The following is a 20,353-nucleotide window of genomic DNA, read 5'->3' as shown; positions in this document are numbered from 1 at the left end:
ATAAGATTCGGAGACCGGTTCGATGCGATAGGAGCAATCGCGATTGCAAGAACTTTCCTGTAAGCGGGCGTTATCGGCTATCTGAAGCTGAGGGACCGCATCAATACTCCATCTGCCAAGCCAATCGCTGAAGAACGGCATCTATTTATGGATCAGTATTGGACAGTTTAACTGGGAGTGGGAAGGCAATACCATAAGCGAAAGGGAGGAACAAGTTCATGAATCGCGTAGTCTTATTTGATTTAGGTTCACAGGATCCAGAAGGAGCCATTCATTTTTATTCGAACGTGTTTGATTGGAAGGTAGGGGATCCCAATTGGGATTACTGGCCAACAACGACAGGATCAAGTCATGCAGCCGGCATAGACGGCGGTATTACACGATCTCCGAAGGATATTGCTCAACGGGTACAAGTTACGATTCAAGTGGAATCGATCCAAGAAACGATTTCGAAAGCGGTAGAGAACGGTGCTAAGCTGGATATGGACCAAATGGATTTCGGTGACTTTTATCTGGCTTACTTGTACGACCCGCAAGGCATTCGGTTTGGTCTCATCCAATACAAATAATCGTTAGCGTGCGCTACATCATTCAGGGAGCAGGTCCGCCTCGTGCAGATCGCTCCCTGCTTCTCGTTACAGAGCGGACTTCTCCAATAAAGTTATTGAACTCGATGTACGGAATCGATCATAATGTTCTACAGGAGGATCGGGGAAGCGGGGTTCACGAATGGCGGATAAGAAGGAAGACCGGCGTATCCAACGAACGCGCAGCATGCTGCATGAGGCGTTAATGGATCTGATCGTCGAGAAAGGGTATGCAGCCATTACCATTCAAGATTTAATTGACCGTGCCAATATCGGCCGCTCGACGTTCTATGCCCATTTTACAGACAAAGAAGAGCTGCTGTTAGACAATATTAATCAACTGAAAGCGTTTCTGGTCGAACAAATCGATAAGAGAACGGCGGCGGACAGGACCGAAGCGGTTCGTTTCGAATTCAGCTTAGCCTTGCTCCAGCATGTCCAAAGTCATAAACTGATGTACCGGGCTACTGTGGGCAAACCAAGCGGAACGATTGTCGTGCACCATATCCAGCAGATGATCGCTGAATTAGCGAGAGACGAAATAACGGATAGGCTGCCGTTCGAAGGCACTGCCTTTATCCCCAGAGACGTCGTGGTTGAATTCGCCGTTAACACTCTCGTCACTCTCGTTAATTGGTGGATGAGAGGAAATACGCATCATTCCGCGATAGAAGTCGACCAAATGTTCCATCAATTGATCCTATCAGGGATCAAGCAGCAAAGAGAGCACACGTTAACCGAGTAAGGAGAGCTTCGATTGTCAAATTTTAGAGCTTATTTCACTTTCGTCAAACCCTATTGGCATCTTGTCGTTATCACCGTCATCATCGGAATCATTAAGTTTTCGATTCCATTGACGTTACCGCTAATCCTTAAGTATGTGGTCGATGAGCTCCTGTTAGGCCATCTGGATAACGAGCAGAAAATGACGAACCTATTAACCGTTATTGGCGGGGCAACCATCTTGTTCGTCCTCATCCGATATCCGATCGAATATTACCGGCAATATTTCGCACAACTTATCACTTCTAGAACGTTATTCGATATCCGTAACCGACTCTTCGAGCATGCGCAGCGATTGTCCTTACGATTCTACCAGAACCATAAGACTGGCGAGATCATATCCCGCATGATGAATGATGTGGAGCAAACCAAGAGTCTGGTCGAAACGGGTATGATGAATATATGGCTGGATATCGTTACGCTTACCATCGCATTAGGCATTATGAGCTATATGGATTCTTCGTTAACGATTGTGGCGATTGCCATTCTGCCGCTCTATGCGATTGCTGTTAAATTGCTCTATAAACGGCTGCGGCTCTTAACGAAAGCAAGATCGCAATCATTAGCCGAGATGCAAGGGTACTTATACGAACGAATAAGCGGCATACCTGTCATCAAAAGCTTTACGCTCGAACAGTATGAACAGCGCCAGTTCGGAGAGAAGAACAACCAGTTTCTGACTCGAGCGTTAGCCCAGACGCGCTGGAATGCGCTAACCAATGCCATTATTAATACATTGACCGATATCGCCCCATTAATGGTCATTGCATACGGCGGCTATCAGGTTATCCATGAGCATCTGACTGTCGGCGCTTTTGTCGCCTTCTTCGGCTATTTGGAGCGGTTGTACAATCCGCTTCGCCGAATCGTCAATTCATCTACCGAGCTGACTCAGGCAAGCGCATCGCTTGAACGGGTGCTTGAATTTATGAAAGAGCCTTACGATGTCGATGACCATCCCGACGCAAAGCCGCTTAAAGCAATAGAGGGGCGGGTTCATTTTAACGATGTATGGTTTAAGTATGGCGAGGAGTCCGATTGGATATTGAAAGGGATTGATCTTAATATCGAGCCGGGTCATACCATTGCGCTCGTTGGCATGAGCGGGGGCGGCAAGTCTTCCATCGTCAGCTTGATTCCGCGTCTGTACGACATCCAGAGAGGGACCATTCAGATCGATCAGACGGATGTCAGCACCGTCACGCTGCAAAGCTTGCGAGGCCAGATCGGGATTGTACTCCAAGATAATATTCTATTCAGCGGGACCATTCGAGACAATATTATGTACGGAAGGCCTGGCGCTTCTGACGATGAAGTAAGACTCGCGGCGATGGCAGCGAATGCTCACGATTTTATCGAGCAATTGCCGCAAGGATACGACACTCAAATTGGAGAGCGCGGCGTCAAGCTATCCGGCGGCCAGAAACAACGGATCGCTATCGCCCGCGTCTTTCTGAAAGATCCTCGGCTGATTATTCTGGATGAAGCCACCTCAGCGCTGGATTTAGAATCGGAACATCTGGTCCAAGATTCCTTGGAACGGTTGGCTCGCGATCGCACAACAATCATCATTGCGCATCGATTGTCGACGATTACCCATGCAGACCAAATCGTGTTAATTGAACACGGGGAAATTAAAGAGATGGGAACGCATCAACAACTCATGGCGCGAGAAGGAGCGTACGCACGCTTGTTCAGCATCCAATCGGTCGGGGATGAGGAACCTGCGGGCCGATAACGGATGAAAGTCGAATAACCGGTTTGGAGCATAAGTACTCCCTGTGCAAACTCATTGCGAAAGCAATGGGTTTTTTTGTTTTGTTCGGATGATCTGCAGATGTTGTGAGGGGGAGTAAGGGTGAAAACGGTTCACTCCGTATAGAAAACGGTCCGATAAGTGTGAACGCTTTTCGCGAAACCGGTGCTGCTTTTCCCTCTCGGTCTAACTCTCTGATCCACTACAATGAAGACGCATACAAGAGATGGCGGTGAGGCTGTCTTAATACCGATCAAAGGGGACTTGCGATCATGTCCGTACCGGCTACCCAATTAGCTAAGCATGAAACGGCACGAGCGAAGGCGCGCCGGGGCCTGCCCAATAAGTACAAGCTGTTTCTGATGGCGTTTCCTTTCCTCGTCATTACGTTCGTTTTCTACTACTTGCCGATTTACGGATGGATTTACGCTTTCTATGACTACATTCCCGGAATCCCGCTTAGCAAAACGCCGTTCGTCGGCTTCAAGTGGTTCCGGACGATTGCGGAGAATCCGACACAGACGGCTGAAGTGCTCCGGGTCATGAAGAACACGGTCGCGATGAGCGGCATCGGTATCGTGACCTCGTTCCTGCCGGTTATCTTCGCCATCCTGTTGACGGAGATCAAGACAAGCTGGTACCGGAAGATCGTACAGACGTTGACGACGATTCCGAACTTTATCAGTTGGATTCTCGTGTATTCGGTCGCCTTCACGCTGTTCTCGGTCGATAACGGCTTGGTTAACACGCTGCTGATCAAACTAGGCTTCGTCGATGAAGGGATTAACTTCCTCGCATCCAGCGACAACGTGTGGGGATCGATGATCGCTTGGTATTGGTGGAAAAGTCTTGGCTGGGGCGCAATCCTGTACCTGGCTGCCATAACGGGCATTGATCAGGAGTTGTACGAAGCGGCGGATGTAGACGGTGCGAGCCGGTTCCGGAAAATATGGCATATTACCGTACCGGGCATTATGCCGACATTCTTCGTTCTGCTGCTGTTGTCCATCGGCAACTTCGTCAATAACGGCATGGAGCAGTACTTCGCATTCCAGAACGCCATGAATAAAGATTCGATCGAAGTGCTCGACCTCTATGTGTACAACATCGCCTTCAGCAACAACTTTGCGTTCGCGACGGTCGTCAGCATGCTGAAATCCATCATTAGCGTAATCCTGCTTTTCCTCGCCAACGGCCTGTCGAAGTGGGTCCGGAAAGAATCGATCATCTAGGAGCCAGGGAGGGCCGTGCAATGAAAAGACGGAAGCCGCACGCCGGAGACGCCATTTTCCAAATCGTTAACTATGGGTTCTTGGGCCTGTTTACCTTAACTTGTATTTTCCCGTTCTACTACTTGTTCATTAACACGATCAGCTCGAACGAACTGTCTACGATGGGTTACATCACGTTTTATCCAAGAGGCATCCACTTCGACAACTACGTTTCGGTTCTTCAGATCAAAGGGCTGGGACATGCAGCTATGGTATCGCTCTACCGTACCGTCGTAGGCACGCTGCTGACCGTAGGAGCATCGGCATTCCTTGGTTATCTGTTCACGAAGAATGAAATGTGGGGACGTAAGCAGATGTACCGTTTCGTTGTCGTCACGCTGTATTTCAGCGCAGGGATGATCCCTTGGTACAGCACGATGCACTTGCTGCATCTGACGAACAATTACTTGGCATACATCCTGCCGACGATCATCGCTCCATTCAACATCATCTTAGTCAAAACGTTCATTGAAGCGGTGCCTCCGTCACTAGAGGAATCAGCGGCGCTCGACGGGGCAGGGTATTTGCGAATATTCAGCAGCATCATTTTTCCGCTCATTACACCGATTCTGGCGACCATCACCATCTTCTCTGCGGTGGGCCAGTGGAACTCGTTCATCGATACCGCATGGCTGATGACAGACAGAAAATATTACACGCTGCAATACTTGCTCTGGCGCTATCTGAACGAATCGAGTTCGTTAGCCTCACTCATCCAGAGCTCGCAAAACCTTGGCGCCGTTGACGTACAGAACATGCAGACACCGACCTCGGTGCGTATGACGGTAACGATGATTGTCGTGCTGCCGATTCTGCTGATCTATCCGTTCTTCCAACGGTATTTCGTGAAAGGCATTATGATCGGTGCCGTGAAGGGCTGATCGGATTGTCTAGCCATCCATTCCATACCGGGTTTATCTCAGCCGCAAGGCCGAGCAGAACTATATAACGATGACCGAAGAGAAAAGGGAGGCAACCACGCATGCGATTCAAACGGTTGACAGGTCTTACGCTCGCAGCATTTATGGCCGTCTCGATTACAGCCTGCAGCAGCGGCGGCGACAGCAAGAACAACGATGACACCAAGCAAGCTCCTCCGGCAACCACGGAGCAGACTAGCGGCAGGGAAAGTACCAACAACGCCCAAGAAGGAACGCTTGACCACTCGAAGGAACTCACGCTGAACGTATTCTCGACAACCGCGAACTATGCAGGCGAGCAGACGGGCTGGTACGGGAAGATTCTGAAAGACAAGTTCAACATCAAGTTGAATATCATTGCTTCCAACTTGGACGGCGGCCAGAATAAAATCGCAGCGATGATGGCTTCGGGCGATCTCGGCGACATCGTCATCTTCGGCAGCGATAAAACCGATTATCCGAATGCCATCAAGGGCGGTCTGCTTATGGACATGACCCAGAACGGATTGCTCGATAAGTATGGCAAAACAATCGTCGACAACTATCCGAAAGTGCTGGAGAAAGCGAAGATCGCGTTCGGCGACGGCAAAGCGGTATATGGACTCGGCAATAAAGTGGCGACCGACCAGCCGGGGCCGTCCGAAGGCAAAGACTTAACGTGGGGACCGGAATTGCGCTGGGATCTGTATCAGAAGATCGGCGCTCCTGAGATCAACACGCCGCAAGATTATTTGCCGGTGCTGAAGAAGATGCAAGAGCTCGAGCCGAAGACGGAGAACGGCAAGAAGACGTACGCCTTCTCCTTGTGGGCGGACTGGGACGGCAATTACAAAATGACGCTTGCGAAGCAATTCGCGAACATGTACGGTTACGACGAGAACGGTGCTACACTGTTGTACGTCGCTGCAGACGAAGACAAGTACTATGAATTCTTATCGGACGAAAGTTGGTATATGAAGTCGCTGAAGCTGTATTACGATGCCAATCAAATGGGCTTGCTTGATCCGGACTCGATGACGCAGAAGTTCGACGATGTCGTCGGCAAATACAAGGACGGGCGTATACTGTTCTCCTGGTTCCCATGGCTCGGCTCCGCGAACTACAATACGCAAGAACGCTCTGCTGAAGGAAAAGGTTTAGCGACCGTTCCGTTCAAGGAAGAGAAAGTTTACTCCTGGGGCTTCAACCAATACGGCGGCGATTGGATTATGGCGATCGGCGCGAAAGCGAAACAGCCAGAGCGCATCATGGAATTCATTAACTGGCTGTATACGCCGGAAGGCGCGATGCTATCGGCAGGAGACGGAACGGCGATTGCGAACGGTCCGAAAGGGCTGACGTGGGATATTGGCGCGGACGGCAAACCGTTCGTTACCGATTTCGGCTGGAAAGCTTACGCGGATCAGAAGGGCACGGACATTCCTGCAGAATATGGCGGCGGCAACTTCTATTACGGCCAAAGCCAGATTAACTACTCCAACGTCGCACCAGGAATCACGAACCCGGAAACAGGCGAGCCATACGACCATAACCTGTGGACGACGTCGCTCGAGCGGAATCCATCTAAGCTCGACCAAGAGTGGCGGGATAAGATGGAGGCTCTTACGCCGAAAGAATATTTCGTGAAGAACAACATGATCGCCGTCGCGCCTCAGGGCTTCACAGGCAAGCCGCCGATTATGATGGATAAGGCGCTTGAGCAGAAGAACGCTCAAATCGGTACAGTTATCCAGCAATATTCGTGGCGCATGATCTTCGCCAAAGATGAAGGCCAATACAACAAGTACAAACAAGAGATGCTCGATAAGGTCAAAGGTCTTGGCTACGATGAAGTTCTCGCGTTCTCTGTTCAGAAAGCGGAAGAGCTCTTCGAAGCTAGAAAGAGTGTCCAGAAGTAAACATAGCTTCGAATCACGGCAAGACACGCCGCTCGCTTCTATGGAAGCGAGCGGTATTGTTCGTTCCAAGATCTGGACCGGGGACGGAAGATTCCGCCATATGCTATAATATCGCTGATAACGCTTTCATTTAAGGGAGACATGTGACGTGACCGTATTCCATCCCTCGCAGCGCCACAGCCAAGTTCGCTCGCTTCGGCGCACGCTCATCGGTTTCCTCATGGTCGGCAGTCTGCTGCCATTGCTGCTGGTCGGCTTGTTATCCTACACTTCGATCTACGAGATCCTGTTCGGTAAAATAAAAAGCGGCGTCAGCGCCAGCCTGAACCAGGAAGCCGCCGCATTGGAATACACCATTAACAACCTCGATTTCGCATCCAAGCAATTCGCGCTCGATGGCCAGATCGTGTCGGAGATGTCAGCTTACCTGCAAGAGAAGCAAATCTACCGCAAATCGCAGATCATGACCTCCATTAACGAGAAAATGAATCTGGTCAACTTTACGAATCCCAATCTCGGGTTGACCGCTTATCTATTACCCGGTTCCGACGATCCGGTCTTATTCTCGAACCTATCCATGGACAATACGGTCGACATCCGGCAATTGCCGCCGCTTCTTCGGTACAATGGCGCGGAGTATTTTGGCCCACACCAAACGCTGTACAACAACGGAGATAACATGGTGTTCTCCGAGCTGCGGAGCGTACAGGTGGAAGGAGGCCAGGACCTTTACATTTATTTGGAAACGAACTATAGTTTATTCCGCCATATTCTTAATCAGCAGTCGTATGGCATGGAGGTTACTCATCTGCTCGTCAACGATCATGGCGGGATCGCTTATGTCGAGAACGAGAGCATTCCGTCCAGCGTTCAAGAGCGGGTTCAACTAGCCAGCGGATCGCAGCATGAGGAATACGGGGGCTATCATCTGTTCCGTTACCAGAGCCAGCAGGGCTGGCAGCTTGTAGCAGTCGTGAAGAAATCGGCGTTTAATAGCGAAATCTATTCCTGGCTGGGGAAAATGCTCGTGCTGGCGCTGTCGACGATGGCGTTCGCAGCACTGCTCGCGCTGCTGATCTGGAAAAGAATTTATCGACCGCTGCGGAAGGTCAATACGGAAATCGTCCGGATGGCCGAGAATCCGACCGCGCCTGTTTCCTTCACGAATGTCGAGGAGTTCGACTTTGTGTTGAACAACTTCCAGATGATGAAGAACAAGGTGAACGAGCTGATCGCTGCCGTTGCTGTGAACGAGCAGCAGAAGAGCCAACTGGAGATCGAGAAATTGCTCAGCCAGATCAACCCTCATTTTCTGCACAATACATTGAATACGATGCAGTGGCTGGCGAGAATGAACGGACAGAAGGAAATCGACAAGCTTGCCACGCTCTTAGTGAAGTTGCTTCATTATAATCTTGGGAAGCAGAGTCTTATCGTCACCGTTGCGGATGAGATCGAAGCGATTCGGCTCTACATGGAGCTGCAGCGAATCCGTTACGATTATGAATTCGGCTTTCAGATTCATGCCGACGAAGAGACGATGGATGTAGCCGTTCCGCGGTTCCTATTGCAACCCATCGTAGAGAATGCCATCTATCACGGCCTTAGCGACGGGAACGGCAAGATTGAAGTCTCGGTGCGCTCGGACGGCGATGGCCGATTGCTGCTGAGCGTCGCGGACAATGGGACGGGCCTTGCTCCTGGAGAAGCCGAGAAGCTTCTGACCGATGATGAAGGGGCGAAGCGGAGGGGACTCGGGATCGGACTCTCTTACGTGAACCGGATGCTGAATCTCTACTACAAGGACCAAATGACTTTCCGGATCGAAAGCGAGCCCGGTGCGGTCGGAACGACCGTTACGATTGTCATTCCGATGAAACGAAAGGAGGATTTCGATGCTTAAAGCTGTAGTGGTAGATGACGAGAAGCTCGTACGCAAAGGATTCATCTCTCTGTTCGATTGGTCATTGTACGGGATGGTCGTAGTCGGTGAAGCGAGCGACGGCAAATCAGCATTGGAACTGCTGCAGCAGACGGGCGCTGACTTGCTGTTCACCGATATCACGATGCCAGGGATGTCTGGCTTTGATTTGATCAAAGAAACGAGATGGCGCCATCCACGCGTCCGATCCGTCGTGCTTACTTGTCATCATGAGTTCGATTTCGTGCAAGAAGCGCTTCGCCTAGGAGCCATTGATTATATTGTTAAGACCTTACTGGAGCCGGAGAACGCGGATTCGACCATGCGAAGAATCAGCGAACGAATCGATTGGGAGGAAGGATGCCGCGCGGCCCGCAATGCTGACGGGGATCAGAAGCAACTGGCGGCTGACTCCGTACTCGTGTTCCGGCCGATCATACCTGGAGAGGCTAGCGCAGCGTTGTACGAACTGCCGTTCGTAAGACGCAATCCGGTTATCGAGAGCGACGGCATGTGGTTTGTGCCGCTGGTGCATTCCGTCTCTATGGAAGAGATGAAACGGGAAATCAAAGTTCGGCTGTTAAGCCGCTGGGAGTCCGCAATCGTCACCGGAATGACGGGCATGACAGCGGAGGAAGCAGAGCGAGTGCTTGCAGAGCGGCTGCCTGGCGAGTGGTTCTATTCGTCAGCTAGCGATCTGCCGCTTAGACTGCAATTCGGCGATACGGCCGCCGGCAAGGCGAACACGTTGGACAAGAAATCATCAGAGCTGTTGGATGCCGCCCTGGATATGAAATGGACGCTGGATGCCGCCAGCTGGGAACAATTCGAGCGTGGGATACACACTGTACGTCCTGATTCAAATGAGTTGACGCAATTCGGGATATCGCTCTGTATGGATTGGCGCGGCACGCTCTTGACGGCAGAAGCGGCTGAGCGTCTGCTTGCGGCGATTGAACGAAACCGGACATGGGCGGATTGGCAAACGTGGCTGCAAAGTTATTCTAATCTCGTTAAGCGGCGCATGGCCGAAGCCTCTTTCACTTCAGAAGTGATGCTGTGCCTTGTACGCGCGATCAGGTATATGAAGAAACACGCAGGACAGAAAATCAATCAAGCCGAAGTGGCTGCCCGCGTAAATATGAGCCGGGGATATTTCAGCCAATGCTTCGCGCGGCTCGAAGGCGAATCATTCGGCTCCGTGCTGCGGGACATGCGGATCAGTCTGGCCAAACGTCTGCTGCGTGAAACGTCGGAGCCAATCCACCAGATAGCGCAAGCATCGGGATTCGAGGACGATAAGTACTTCAGCCGGCTGTTCCGCGATTGTGTCGGCATGCTGCCAACGGAATATCGCTCGGAATGCTCTGTTCATGTGTCAGCAATGGGAGGATCGCGATGAGCGGGCGGCGGTGGGTAGGTGCTGCAGTGCTCGTCATGATCCTGTCGGTATGTGCAGCATGCAGCAGCGAATCGGGTCCAGCGAAGCGTACGCAGGCCGAAACGTCTGACGAGGACCGGGCATATGGCAAGTACGAGACTCCGGTCACGCTTCGCGTCGCGTTCAGCATCCCGGAGTCCCGGTTGGCGGCAGGAGACACGAATGACAACAACCCGGTCTCCCGTTATTTGGAGAAGTTGACGAACATTAAGGTCGTTCACGCATGGGAAGCCAAAAGCGAAGACGATTTTAAGTTAAAAGCGGATTTTGCCATCGCAGCACAAGATTTGCCCGACGCGATGGTCGTCGACCGCAATCAACTGAAGAAGCTGATTGAGAACGGTCTGGCAGAGGATTTGACGGAAATCTATAAGGAGTACGCATCGAGCTTGGTCAAAGCGATGATCGACTCCACCCAAGGATTGGCCTACCAAGACGCATCTTCGGACGGTAAGTTGTTTGGTGTCCCGAATGTAGCGATCGAGGCGGACGCGCCTTCCTTGCTGTGGGTGCGTAAGGATTGGCTTGACCGGTTGAACCTCAAGCCGCCGACAACGCTTGCGGATATTGGGACAATCGCACAAGCGTTCGTCGAACGCGACCCGGATAATAACGGCAAGCGGGACACGGTCGGACTGACGGGCACGAAGACGGTCGTCTACGGTCAGAAGCCGAACGTGAACGGCTTCGATACGATTTTTAGCACCTATCACGCCTTCCCTAAGAACTGGATCACGGACAATGCGGGGAACATCGTCTACGGCTCGATCGCGCCGGAGAACAAAGAAGCGCTTAGCCTTCTGGCCAATTGGTATCGCAAGGGATGGATTGATCCGCAATTCGTGCTCTATAAAGATACGGAGAAACCGATTATAGACAACCGGACCGGTCTGTTCTTCGGCCCGTGGTGGATGCCCTATTGGCCATTATCGGCAGCGGTAGCGACAGATACGAAGGCGGAGTGGCGCGCATATGCCGTCCCGCTCGACTCGCAAGGAAAATATATGACGCATGCGGCACCGGTGACCGACCGATATCTCGTTGTCCGAAAAGGGTATCCGCATCCGGAAGCGGTCATACGGCTGCTTAATGTATTTACCAGGCTTGAACGATGGCAAGATCCTCATACGGCGGAAGTGCGCGAGCTCCAAAATTACGCCGCTCAGACCGGCATCCAGCTTCGCCATTATTACCCGTTCGACTTGCTGCTCGATTATTCAGGCGCAATCGAGGAACGTGCGGATAACGTGAAGGAAGCGCTCGCCGGCAATCTTGACCCGGACAAGTTCGACCCCGATACGAGAACCGTCTATGATTCGGCATTGCAAGACAAGGAAAATCCGAAGAAAAACATCGACACATGGAAGACCGCCTATTCATATTTGGAGGGCGGAATAGCTCTTAAGGATGCCCCGATCATGAAGGTTCGAAGTTTGTTCTATGGCATGACGCCTACGATGGAGACAAAGTGGGATGACCTGCAGAAGCTGGAGAATGAGACTTTCCTGCAAATCATCGTCGGAGACAAGCCAATCGACGCATTCGACGATTTCGTCCAGGAATGGAAAGCGAACGGCGGCGACCAGATTACGAAAGAGGTTGAAAGTACAATAAAAGGGGATGCTCTCCCTGATCAAGGGGACGGTTAGTTCTCGGTACTGGTACATAAAAAGAAGCTCGAATTCATCTGCTAATATATTCAATCCGAGGAACAAGTTCTTGTCAAAGTGTTCGACAAGAACTTGTTCCTCTTTGTCAGATTTTGAGTAATCGGTTAATGAAGGGTTCCATTATGATCAACCGCAGATAACCGGGACGAAGGGGCTGAACGGAAGGACAGCATCACAATTCCGGCCGCTAACGCAACACCGATTGCACCGATCCACATGACGGACCGCAAAGAAACCGTTTCAATGACGAGGCCTCCCATGCCTGCTCCTGCCGCCATTGCGAGTTGCATAACAGAGCTGTTAAGACTTAGCAGAATGCTAGCGGATTCGGGAGCTATTGCAACCAGATTGAATTGCTGGCTCGGCCCTGAAGACCATGCAGCGAAAGACCAGAGCATCAATGACGCGAACACCAGGATGGGCGAGAGGTTGGTGATCGACAGCAGCAGCAGCGCCAGAGCATGCAGGACCATGCCGGATATAAGCGTGTAATAGACGCCCCATCGGTCGGTGCCGTATCCGCCCAGCTTGGAGCCAATGAGACTCGCGATGCCGAATAGAAATAGTGCAACGCTTAAGTTCTGTTCATTCATACCGGTAACTTCCAATAAGAACGGGGAGATATACGTATAAGCGATCGAATACCCCACAAGCCAGAAGAAGCTGATTGCAAAGGCTAGAACGATTTTACGGCTTCGAAGAACGGCAAGTTGTTGACGAAGAGGAATGGAAGAAGCGTTTGGTGTAGGAGGAATGGTTACCCTAAGAACGATAATGGCAGCGAGGCTAAGCAGGACGACAACGCCAAAAATAATTTTCCAGTCATAATGAGCGGCGACGATTCGTCCAATCGGCACACCAATGATGAGAGAAGCGGTAAAACCCATAATAACCGTTGCGATTGCGCTCCCTTGCTTGCCTTGCGGCGCGATGGAAGAAGCGATTGTAAGAGCTGTAACGACGACAATGCCGGCGCCCAACGCCATTACAACCCGAGCGACCAGGAACCAAGTGAACCCAGGAAGCGCGTAAACCAATACGTTCGCGAGGATGAAAAGGATGAGTCCGCTAAGGAGAAGCTTGCGGCGTTCCCAGCGTGAGGTTAGGGCGATGAGAAGCGGAGTTCCGAACGCGTAGACGATGGAGAAGACGGTAATAAGCTGGCCGGCAGCGACGAGCGAGATCGATAAGCTAACGGCTATTTTGTCGAGAATTCCTGCAATGACGTACTCGGATGTGCCGACTAAGAAGCTGACCAAGGCAAGGATATAGACTTTCCAGTAGGATGACATGAACCAAACCTCCTTGTGGACCAACCATCTATCTATATGAATTTCGATATTTCCGGAAATATCGAAATAATAAACAAAAAAAATTAAACGGGGTCAAACAAATAAGCAGCGAATTTTTGAACCATTTCTCTATGAAGTCCGTAGTAAATGAAGGTCCCTTGTTTCTTCGAGACAAGAAGTTGACAATCGGCTAGCTGTTTCAAATGATGGGATAGGGTAGAGAGCGGGATGGATTCCAACCGCTTCTCCAGCTCGGCAGGACATAGATCGCCCTCCGTTGCTAACAGCTGAACGATACGGTATCGTGTACTCTCGCCTAATGCCCGATGAACTTTGATGGCTTGGGCTTGTAATTGTGCTGGATCCATAGGCTTCCCCTTTATTTCCAATATTTTCGAAATTACTGTACCATAGCCGATAACGAAAGTAAAGCTGCTAACAACCGTAAAACCGGCAGCGCCTTAACGGTTGTAGGATATTACTTAACCCGGTTAAATTCATTGATAATATGCGGTACGGAATGATATTCTACAAGCAAGGCATAAATGATAATCTTCTAATATATACGAAGGCAGGAATCCCACTATGAGCAGCATCAAGATCGTTACCGATTCGACAGTCGATTTGTCGGAGACGGAATTACAGCACTATGGGATCGAGGTCGTCCCGTTATCTATCGCTATTGGCGATGATCACTATTTGGATCGGGTAAATATTACGCCAACGGAATTTATCGAGAAGATGAAAGCTTCAGCGACATTGCCGAAGACGTCCCAACCTTCAGCAGGTTCTTTTGTGGAAATGTATGACCGGCTTGGAGCGGACGGCAGCGAGGTCATCTCCATCCATATGACTGGCGGGATGAGCGGGACCGTAAGCTCCGCGTCAATGGCCGCAGAGATGACGGAGACGAAGGTTACAGTGGTCGATTCGCGTTACATTACGAAGGGGCTCGCTTTCCAAGTGATCGAGGCAGCGACAATGGCCAAGGAGAACAGGACGGTCGAAGATATTTTATCACGTCTAGACGTCATTCGAGAGCATACACGGCTGTTTGTCGTAGTCGATACGTTTGATAATCTGGTCAAGGGCGGTCGGATCGGCAAAGGCGCAGCCTGGATCGGATCGCTTCTCAAAATCAAGATTATTGCTTCGCTTGATGGAGGCGTGTATACTCCTGTTGCGAAGGTCAGAAGCCGCTCTCAAGTGGTGTCGCACCTTGCCAAGCAATTCGCAGAGGACGTGAAAGGGAGAGCGATCCGCGGCGTAGGACTCGTCCATGCGGAAGGCTATGAACTGGCTGCGAAGCTGAAGGAAGCCATCGGGGAGTTGACGGGTTACGATCGATTCAAGATCGAAGATACGACGCCAATTATTAGCACGCATACAGGAGTCGGAGCGATAGGATTCGTCTATTATTTCGAGTGAGAGGAATGTGCTTGTTCGATGTCCAACCGTTTGTTGCACCCTAAGGTAGATCTATTTATGATCAAGGCCAGAAAATGGCAGGAAGAATATGAGAACCTGAGAAGGATCGTGCTGGATTGCGGGCTCGACGAAGACTATAAGTGGATGCACCCCTGTTACACATTTCAGAACAAAAACATTGTATTGATCCACGGATTCAAAGATTACTGTGCGCTTCTGTTTCACAAAGGCGCTTTGTTGAAAGATCCGCAAAGCATTCTCATCCAACAAACGGAAAATGTACAAGCAGCGCGCCAGATTCGTTTCACTTCTGCTCATGAAATTGTGGAGATGGAATCCATCTTGAAATCTTACATTCAGGATGCCATCGAAGTTGAGAAGGCAGGATTAGCTGTTCCATTCAAGAAGAATACGGACTATGAGATTCCTGCTGAATTTCAGATCAAGCTCGATGAAATCCCCGCTTTGAGAACGGCTTTTGAATCGTTGACGCCGGGACGGCAGAAAGGTTACCTGTTTTATTTCTCACAAGCCAAACAATCCAAAACGCGAGAAGCACGAGTTGATAAATATTTGCAGCACATTCTCGATGGAAAGGGAATGGATGATTAGAGAATAGAAACAAACCCGAACCCGAGCGATCAGGTTTGAGTTCGAAGGATCTTATAAAGTTTAAACTTATACCTTCAAGGAATAGAAGCGGTTGGCATTCGGAAATCGAACAAATTATGAACGTTTTGAAATTCGATGCCACGTCCTTGTAAAGAGACTAGGCATTAAGACGTAGCTCAATTGAGACAGTAATGAGGAAGCCCCGGTATGGGGCTTTTTTGTTTGCGTATTGGGAAATTCAAATGACAGCGTTTGCTCCGGTTCCTTATGCCTGCGACCTGAGGGATGGAAGGGGGCTTTAGTCTGATTTTTAGCATGTTCAAAGCCGTGACAATTAACATTATTAGTTATCATAACCTTAATTTTAGAAGCGTTGACAACCCGTGGCGGGCGTAATTATAATTCATCTCATAAATCGAGCTTAACTCTTTGTTGGGTGGTGACAACGCGTAACGAATCGATTAATCATATTAAACAAATTAGGCTCAGCCGATCTGCGAATGGAGGAATTAATAATAAACGTCTTCGATGCGGCCATGGATAATAGCTGCTAATGAATAACGAATAGGATCATTACGATCAACGCGCACCTTGACAACTTCATAACACAAACTTCAACGCATGAGTTGTGCAGCGATGTTAAATAGCTTAGGAGGCATTACACGTGAAAGTAGCCAAATTCGGCGGCACATCGCTAGCCAGTGCGGAGCAGCTTCGTAAAGTTTGCAGCCTCATTCAGGCGGACGCGAAGCGGCGGATCATCGTCGTATCTGCTCCGGGCAAGCGTTATAAGGACGATGTTAAGGTAACGGACATGCTTATTGCGTACGGGCGGCTTCGTGAAGAGGGCCATAATGGGGATGATCAGCTTCGTCTTATTGCCGACAGATATGCGGATATGGCCTTGGAGCTAGGATTGAATCATCTCCAGATCAGCCGGATCACGAACGCGATCGAACGGCTTCGCGAACTTGAACCAGATTCTGACGGATTATGGCGCGACACGCTTAAGGCAGCTGGCGAGGATGCAAGCGCCAGATTGCTCGCCGAGCTATTGTGCAGCAAAGGGATAAACGCCGCCTATATCAACCCGATGGATGCAGGAATGCTCGTTGAAGGATCTTGCGGTGACGCCCGGATTAGGCCAGAGACCATGTACAACTTGGCCAAGCTAAGCAACCGGGAGGAGCGGCTTGTCATGCCCGGTTTCTTCGGCTACACGCCCGAAGGCAGAATCGTCACCTTCTCCAGGGGAGGATCGGATATAACCGGAGCGATTGTAGCCGCAGCCGCAGGTGCCGAGATATACGAAAATTTTACCGACGTAGATTCGGTCCTGTCTGTCAGTCCGTCGATCATTCCGGATGCAGCACCCATTCGAGAAATCACCTACCGGGAGATGAGGGAGCTATCCTACGCCGGCTTTACCGTCTATCACGAGGAGGCGCTGCTTCCGGCTTTCCGCGCAGGCATTCCGGTATGGATTCGCAATACGAATAATCCGGCCTCGGAGGGAACAAAAATTGTCGCCAATCGGCCGAGGACGAGCCGGGAAGTGGCGGGCATAGCCAGCTCCGGCGGATTTTGCAGCCTCTATGTAACCAAATATTTGATGAACCGCGAGATCGGGTTCGGCCGACGGTTGCTGCACATTTTGGAACAAAATCATATCCCGTACGAGCATACGCCAACTGGCATTGACAATATGTCGGTCATTATCCGAGAATCCGCTCTGGCGGAAGGTGTGCTGGAGAGAATCGTTCAGCGGGTGAAGCAGGAACTTGAGGTAGACGATATCCGGATCGTGCACCGGCTAGCGCTCGTCATGGTTGTCGGAGAAGGCATGCTGTCATCCGTAGGCGCAGCTGCACGTGCTGCTCTGGCCTTGGCCAACGCAGGGATTAATATCCAGATGATTAATCAGGGATGTTCCGAGGTCAGCCTTATGTTCGGAATTCGCGAGGAGGATGAACAGCGGGCAGTCGCACATTTGTACCAGGAGTTTTTCAGCGAAGCAAAGGTGGCGATCACCCGTTGAAGGAGTGGCTCGCAAGTCCAATCGGCAGAAGCCTAGCGGCAATAGCGGCCACTTTGCTGTGGGGCAGCGCGTTTCCGGTCATTAAGCTAAGCTATGAGCAATTGCATATCGCTTCCGGCGACATTGGGAGCCAAATATTGTTCGCCGGCTACCGGTTCTTCTTGTCCGGTGTGCTCATCCTGTTGTTTATGCTAATTATCCGACAAAGTATCGCGTTCCGGGAAGGAAGCGGAACAACGATCGTCCAGATCGCTCTCGTTCAGACCGTTCTTCAATATTTTTTCTTCTATGTCGGCTTGAGCACGAGCACCGGTGTCTATGGCTCGATCCTCGCAGGGACGATCTCGTTGTTTCAATTGCTGCTGGCACGATGGATGCTGAAGGAAGAACGGATTACACGACGGAAAGCGCTAGGGCTAATTATCGGTTTTGCTGGAGTAGGCGTGATCGGCATGCCGCAGGGCGGCTTTGCCGGACATACGGTAGGAATCGGCGAACTGCTGCTCCTCTTCGCGAATTTCTTCTCCGCAGGCGGCAATATCATGTCCAAGGCGGCTTCGTCTAAGCTGCCGATAACCTATATTAACGGCTATCAAATGCTTTCGGGCGGCGCATTGCTCATCCTTGCCGGCACGCTGTACGGAGGATTGTTTCCATTCTCGTTCACCTACGCAACCTTCTTCCTGCTTCTCTACTTGGCATTCTTAAGCGCAGCGGCATTTATGCTGTGGAATGTCATCATGAAATATAATCCGGTCGGGCTCGTTTCGGTGTACTTATTCCTCATTCCGGTATTCGGCGTCTTATTATCGGCCATTTTTCTTCAAGAGTCGCTGCATCTAGACACCTTGCTGTCGCTGCTGTTAATCGTGATCGGCATCACCGTCGTGAACGCTAAGCATCAAAAGTCGAAAAATAGAATACAGCCCCGTCCAGTAAATATTCATTCCGAGGGATGAGTATTTATTTTTGTCTTCAAAGTCATAGTTGCGACCATTATTTTCCAAAAGGATGACTTTATGAATACGCTCGTCTATCTCGCTTCAAGAGAAACCTGGCATCTACACCGGCGTCATCTGTTTCCCTTCGCGAAAGGGGATTGTGCGGAACATCTCGAATCCGGACGATTTCTGCGATTTCCCGGGAATAATCGAAATCCAAATTATCAATAAACCGGGCGATACATTGCAGGACATGAACAATACGATGACCCGGACCGGTATCGCTGTAGCTGAAGGCGACAGCGCTGAGCAGGTACGGACACGCCTGATGGACCTGTATTCCGCATTCGTACTCGAGGTCGAGCATGAGCATGAATCGCTAGTAAACCACTAAAGAGTGAATATTGGAGGAGAGATATTATGACGAATAACCGGTTGTCTTACGAAATGGACGAAATGAAAGCTTGGGATTTGGCTCACGTGTGGCATCCTTACACCCAGATGGGAACGTATGCGGACGAGCAGATGATCGTAACTGGAGCAAGCGGCTGTTATGTGACAGACTCCGAAGGAAATCAATACATGGATGGCATCTCCGGTCTGTGGAATGTGAACGCCGGGCATGGGCGTACAGAGATTATCGAAAGCATCTACGAGCAGCTGAAGGAGCTCGACTTCTTCCCGCTCAACGGCTATACGTATCCTTCCGCAGCCGTACTGGCGAAGAAGCTGATAGAGCTTGCGCCGGATAATTTGAACCGCGTCTTCTATTGTAATGGGGGCTCCGAAGCGAACGAGACGGCGATCAAAATGGTCCGCGCCTATTGGAAGCTCAAAGGGCAGGCGGAAAAATATAAAATCGTGTCGCTGAACAGCGCATGGCATGGCGGCACGCTCGGCGCTCTGAGTGCGAGCCATATCGCAAGCGAGAAGCGATATTTCGAACCGATGCCGGCGGGTTTCATTCATATGATGCGCCCGGATTGCTACCGCATGCCGGCTAATATGACAGAAGAAGAGTACGGGCTTTACTGCGCGAACTTACTTGAGGAAATTATTGCCCATGAAGACGGGGATACCATCGCCGCGTTTATTGCAGAGCCAATCCAAGGCGTAGGCGGCGTTAAGGTGCCTCCGGCTAACTACTGGCAGCGCATCCGTGAGATTTGCGATCAGCATAACATTTTGCTCATTATTGATGAAGTTGCAACAGGCTTCGGTCGCACTGGCACGCCGTTCGCAATTAGCCAGTGGAACGTACAGCCGGATTTGCTCGTCTGCGCCAAAGGCATCTCCAGCGGTTACCTGCCGCTGTCGGCCGTGCTGACGACGGAGGAAATTCATGTGCCGTTCACGCAGGAAGGCAAGTACTTCCAGCATGGCTACACGACGGGCGGACACCCGGCGGCATGCGCGGCAGCGGTAGCCAACATCGAATTGATGGAGCGCGAAGGGCTGCTGACGCAGTCGGAAGAGAAACGCAATTACATGTTGAATGCGTTCAAATCGCTGCTTGATTTGGATCTTGTCGGCGACGTTCGCGGACGCGGATTTATGGTATGCGTCGAGCTAGTGAACGATAAGACGACGAAGGAACCATATGCACATGCCAAAGCGCTGTGCGGAGAACTGCGCAATGCTGGCATTATCGTCCGTCCGATCGGCAACTCGATTCCGTTCTTCCCGCCACTGATTATTACGGAAGAAGAAATTAACGAGACGGTGAGCAAATACCGCAGCGTGTTGTCTGCAGCGCGAATGCCGGCCGGTGCGTCGGTCTGACCAATAGCCGGAA

Annotated in this window: 17 protein-coding genes; 15 read left to right on the top strand and 2 right to left on the bottom strand. The window is 50.8% G+C overall.

The window, feature by feature from the left end:
* Nucleotides 1-218: 218 nt before the first annotated feature.
* From PKO01S_RS01035 to PKO01S_RS00995, 9 genes are all read left to right on the top strand, one after another.
* The gene (locus tag PKO01S_RS01035) at nucleotides 219-569 is read left to right on the top strand and encodes a VOC family protein (RefSeq protein WP_127529419.1); all 351 of its coding nucleotides are present in this window, start codon (nucleotides 219-221) and stop codon (nucleotides 567-569) included.
* Nucleotides 570-729: 160 nt separating this feature from the next.
* A complete protein-coding gene (locus PKO01S_RS01030; RefSeq protein WP_127529418.1) occupies nucleotides 730-1,332 on the top strand; it encodes a TetR/AcrR family transcriptional regulator in 603 nt (200 codons plus the stop codon).
* Nucleotides 1,333-1,344: 12 nt separating this feature from the next.
* Complete coding sequence (locus tag PKO01S_RS01025) at nucleotides 1,345-3,108, top strand: ABC transporter ATP-binding protein (RefSeq protein WP_127529417.1); 1,764 nt, start codon at nucleotides 1,345-1,347, stop codon at nucleotides 3,106-3,108.
* A 290-nt stretch (nucleotides 3,109-3,398) separates the two neighbouring features.
* Nucleotides 3,399-4,358, top strand: coding sequence for an ABC transporter permease (locus tag PKO01S_RS01020; protein WP_127529416.1), 960 nt, complete (start codon nucleotides 3,399-3,401; stop codon nucleotides 4,356-4,358).
* A gap of 20 nt (nucleotides 4,359-4,378) precedes the next feature.
* Entirely contained in the window at nucleotides 4,379-5,278 is a 900-nt protein-coding gene (locus PKO01S_RS01015) for a carbohydrate ABC transporter permease (protein ID WP_127529415.1), read from the top strand.
* Between the two features lie 101 nt (nucleotides 5,279-5,379).
* Entirely contained in the window at nucleotides 5,380-7,215 is a 1,836-nt protein-coding gene (locus PKO01S_RS01010) for a type 2 periplasmic-binding domain-containing protein (RefSeq protein WP_127529414.1), read from the top strand.
* A 148-nt stretch (nucleotides 7,216-7,363) separates the two neighbouring features.
* Nucleotides 7,364-9,118: a sensor histidine kinase gene (locus PKO01S_RS01005; RefSeq protein WP_127529413.1), complete on the top strand. Its 1,755-nt coding sequence runs from the start codon at nucleotides 7,364-7,366 to the stop codon at nucleotides 9,116-9,118.
* On the top strand, nucleotides 9,111-10,538 hold the full coding sequence (locus PKO01S_RS01000; protein ID WP_127529412.1) for a response regulator transcription factor: 1,428 nt from the start codon (nucleotides 9,111-9,113) through the stop codon (nucleotides 10,536-10,538). The genes PKO01S_RS01005 and PKO01S_RS01000 overlap by 8 nt, the downstream gene beginning before the upstream one ends.
* Nucleotides 10,535-12,226 (top strand): extracellular solute-binding protein, encoded by a 1,692-nt coding sequence (locus PKO01S_RS00995; protein ID WP_164779408.1) that lies wholly within the window; start codon nucleotides 10,535-10,537, stop codon nucleotides 12,224-12,226. The genes PKO01S_RS01000 and PKO01S_RS00995 overlap by 4 nt, the downstream gene beginning before the upstream one ends.
* 125 nt (nucleotides 12,227-12,351) lie before the next feature.
* On the opposite strand, the gene PKO01S_RS00990 is transcribed toward PKO01S_RS00995, so the two are convergent.
* Entirely contained in the window at nucleotides 12,352-13,539 is a 1,188-nt protein-coding gene (locus tag PKO01S_RS00990) for an MFS transporter (RefSeq protein ID WP_127529410.1), read from the bottom strand.
* Between the two features lie 83 nt (nucleotides 13,540-13,622).
* A complete protein-coding gene (locus PKO01S_RS00985; RefSeq protein WP_127529409.1) occupies nucleotides 13,623-13,907 on the bottom strand; it encodes an ArsR/SmtB family transcription factor in 285 nt (94 codons plus the stop codon).
* 217 nt (nucleotides 13,908-14,124) lie between these two features.
* Here PKO01S_RS00985 and PKO01S_RS00980 point away from each other — a divergent pair, with 217 nt between their 5' ends.
* The 6 genes from PKO01S_RS00980 to PKO01S_RS00955 all read left to right on the top strand — a co-directional run bounded on the left by PKO01S_RS00980 (nucleotide 14,125) and on the right by PKO01S_RS00955 (nucleotide 20,340).
* On the top strand, nucleotides 14,125-14,967 hold the full coding sequence (locus PKO01S_RS00980; RefSeq protein ID WP_127529408.1) for a DegV family protein: 843 nt from the start codon (nucleotides 14,125-14,127) through the stop codon (nucleotides 14,965-14,967).
* 18 nt (nucleotides 14,968-14,985) lie between these two features.
* Nucleotides 14,986-15,579: a YdeI/OmpD-associated family protein gene (locus PKO01S_RS00975; RefSeq protein ID WP_127529407.1), complete on the top strand. Its 594-nt coding sequence runs from the start codon at nucleotides 14,986-14,988 to the stop codon at nucleotides 15,577-15,579.
* 664 nt (nucleotides 15,580-16,243) lie between these two features.
* Complete coding sequence (locus tag PKO01S_RS00970) at nucleotides 16,244-17,617, top strand: aspartate kinase (RefSeq protein ID WP_127529406.1); 1,374 nt, start codon at nucleotides 16,244-16,246, stop codon at nucleotides 17,615-17,617.
* Nucleotides 17,614-18,576: a DMT family transporter gene (locus PKO01S_RS00965; protein WP_127529405.1), complete on the top strand. Its 963-nt coding sequence runs from the start codon at nucleotides 17,614-17,616 to the stop codon at nucleotides 18,574-18,576. The genes PKO01S_RS00970 and PKO01S_RS00965 overlap by 4 nt, the downstream gene beginning before the upstream one ends.
* A 64-nt stretch (nucleotides 18,577-18,640) precedes the next feature.
* Complete coding sequence (locus PKO01S_RS00960) at nucleotides 18,641-18,952, top strand: hypothetical protein (protein WP_307719801.1); 312 nt, start codon at nucleotides 18,641-18,643, stop codon at nucleotides 18,950-18,952.
* 26 nt (nucleotides 18,953-18,978) lie between these two features.
* Nucleotides 18,979-20,340 carry an aminotransferase family protein gene (locus PKO01S_RS00955; protein WP_127529403.1) on the top strand — a complete coding sequence of 454 codons (1,362 nt, stop codon included), beginning with the start codon at nucleotides 18,979-18,981 and terminating at the stop codon, nucleotides 20,338-20,340.
* The last annotated feature ends 13 nt before the right edge of the window (nucleotides 20,341-20,353 follow it).

Origin of the sequence: Paenibacillus kobensis NBRC 15729 (assembly GCF_004000825.1) — a bacterium.
GTDB classification, from domain to species: Bacteria; Bacillota; Bacilli; order Paenibacillales; family Paenibacillaceae; genus Paenibacillus_T; species Paenibacillus_T kobensis.
Note: the sequence above shows the minus strand (reverse complement) of the source record. Positions and strands in the feature narration are given on the sequence as shown.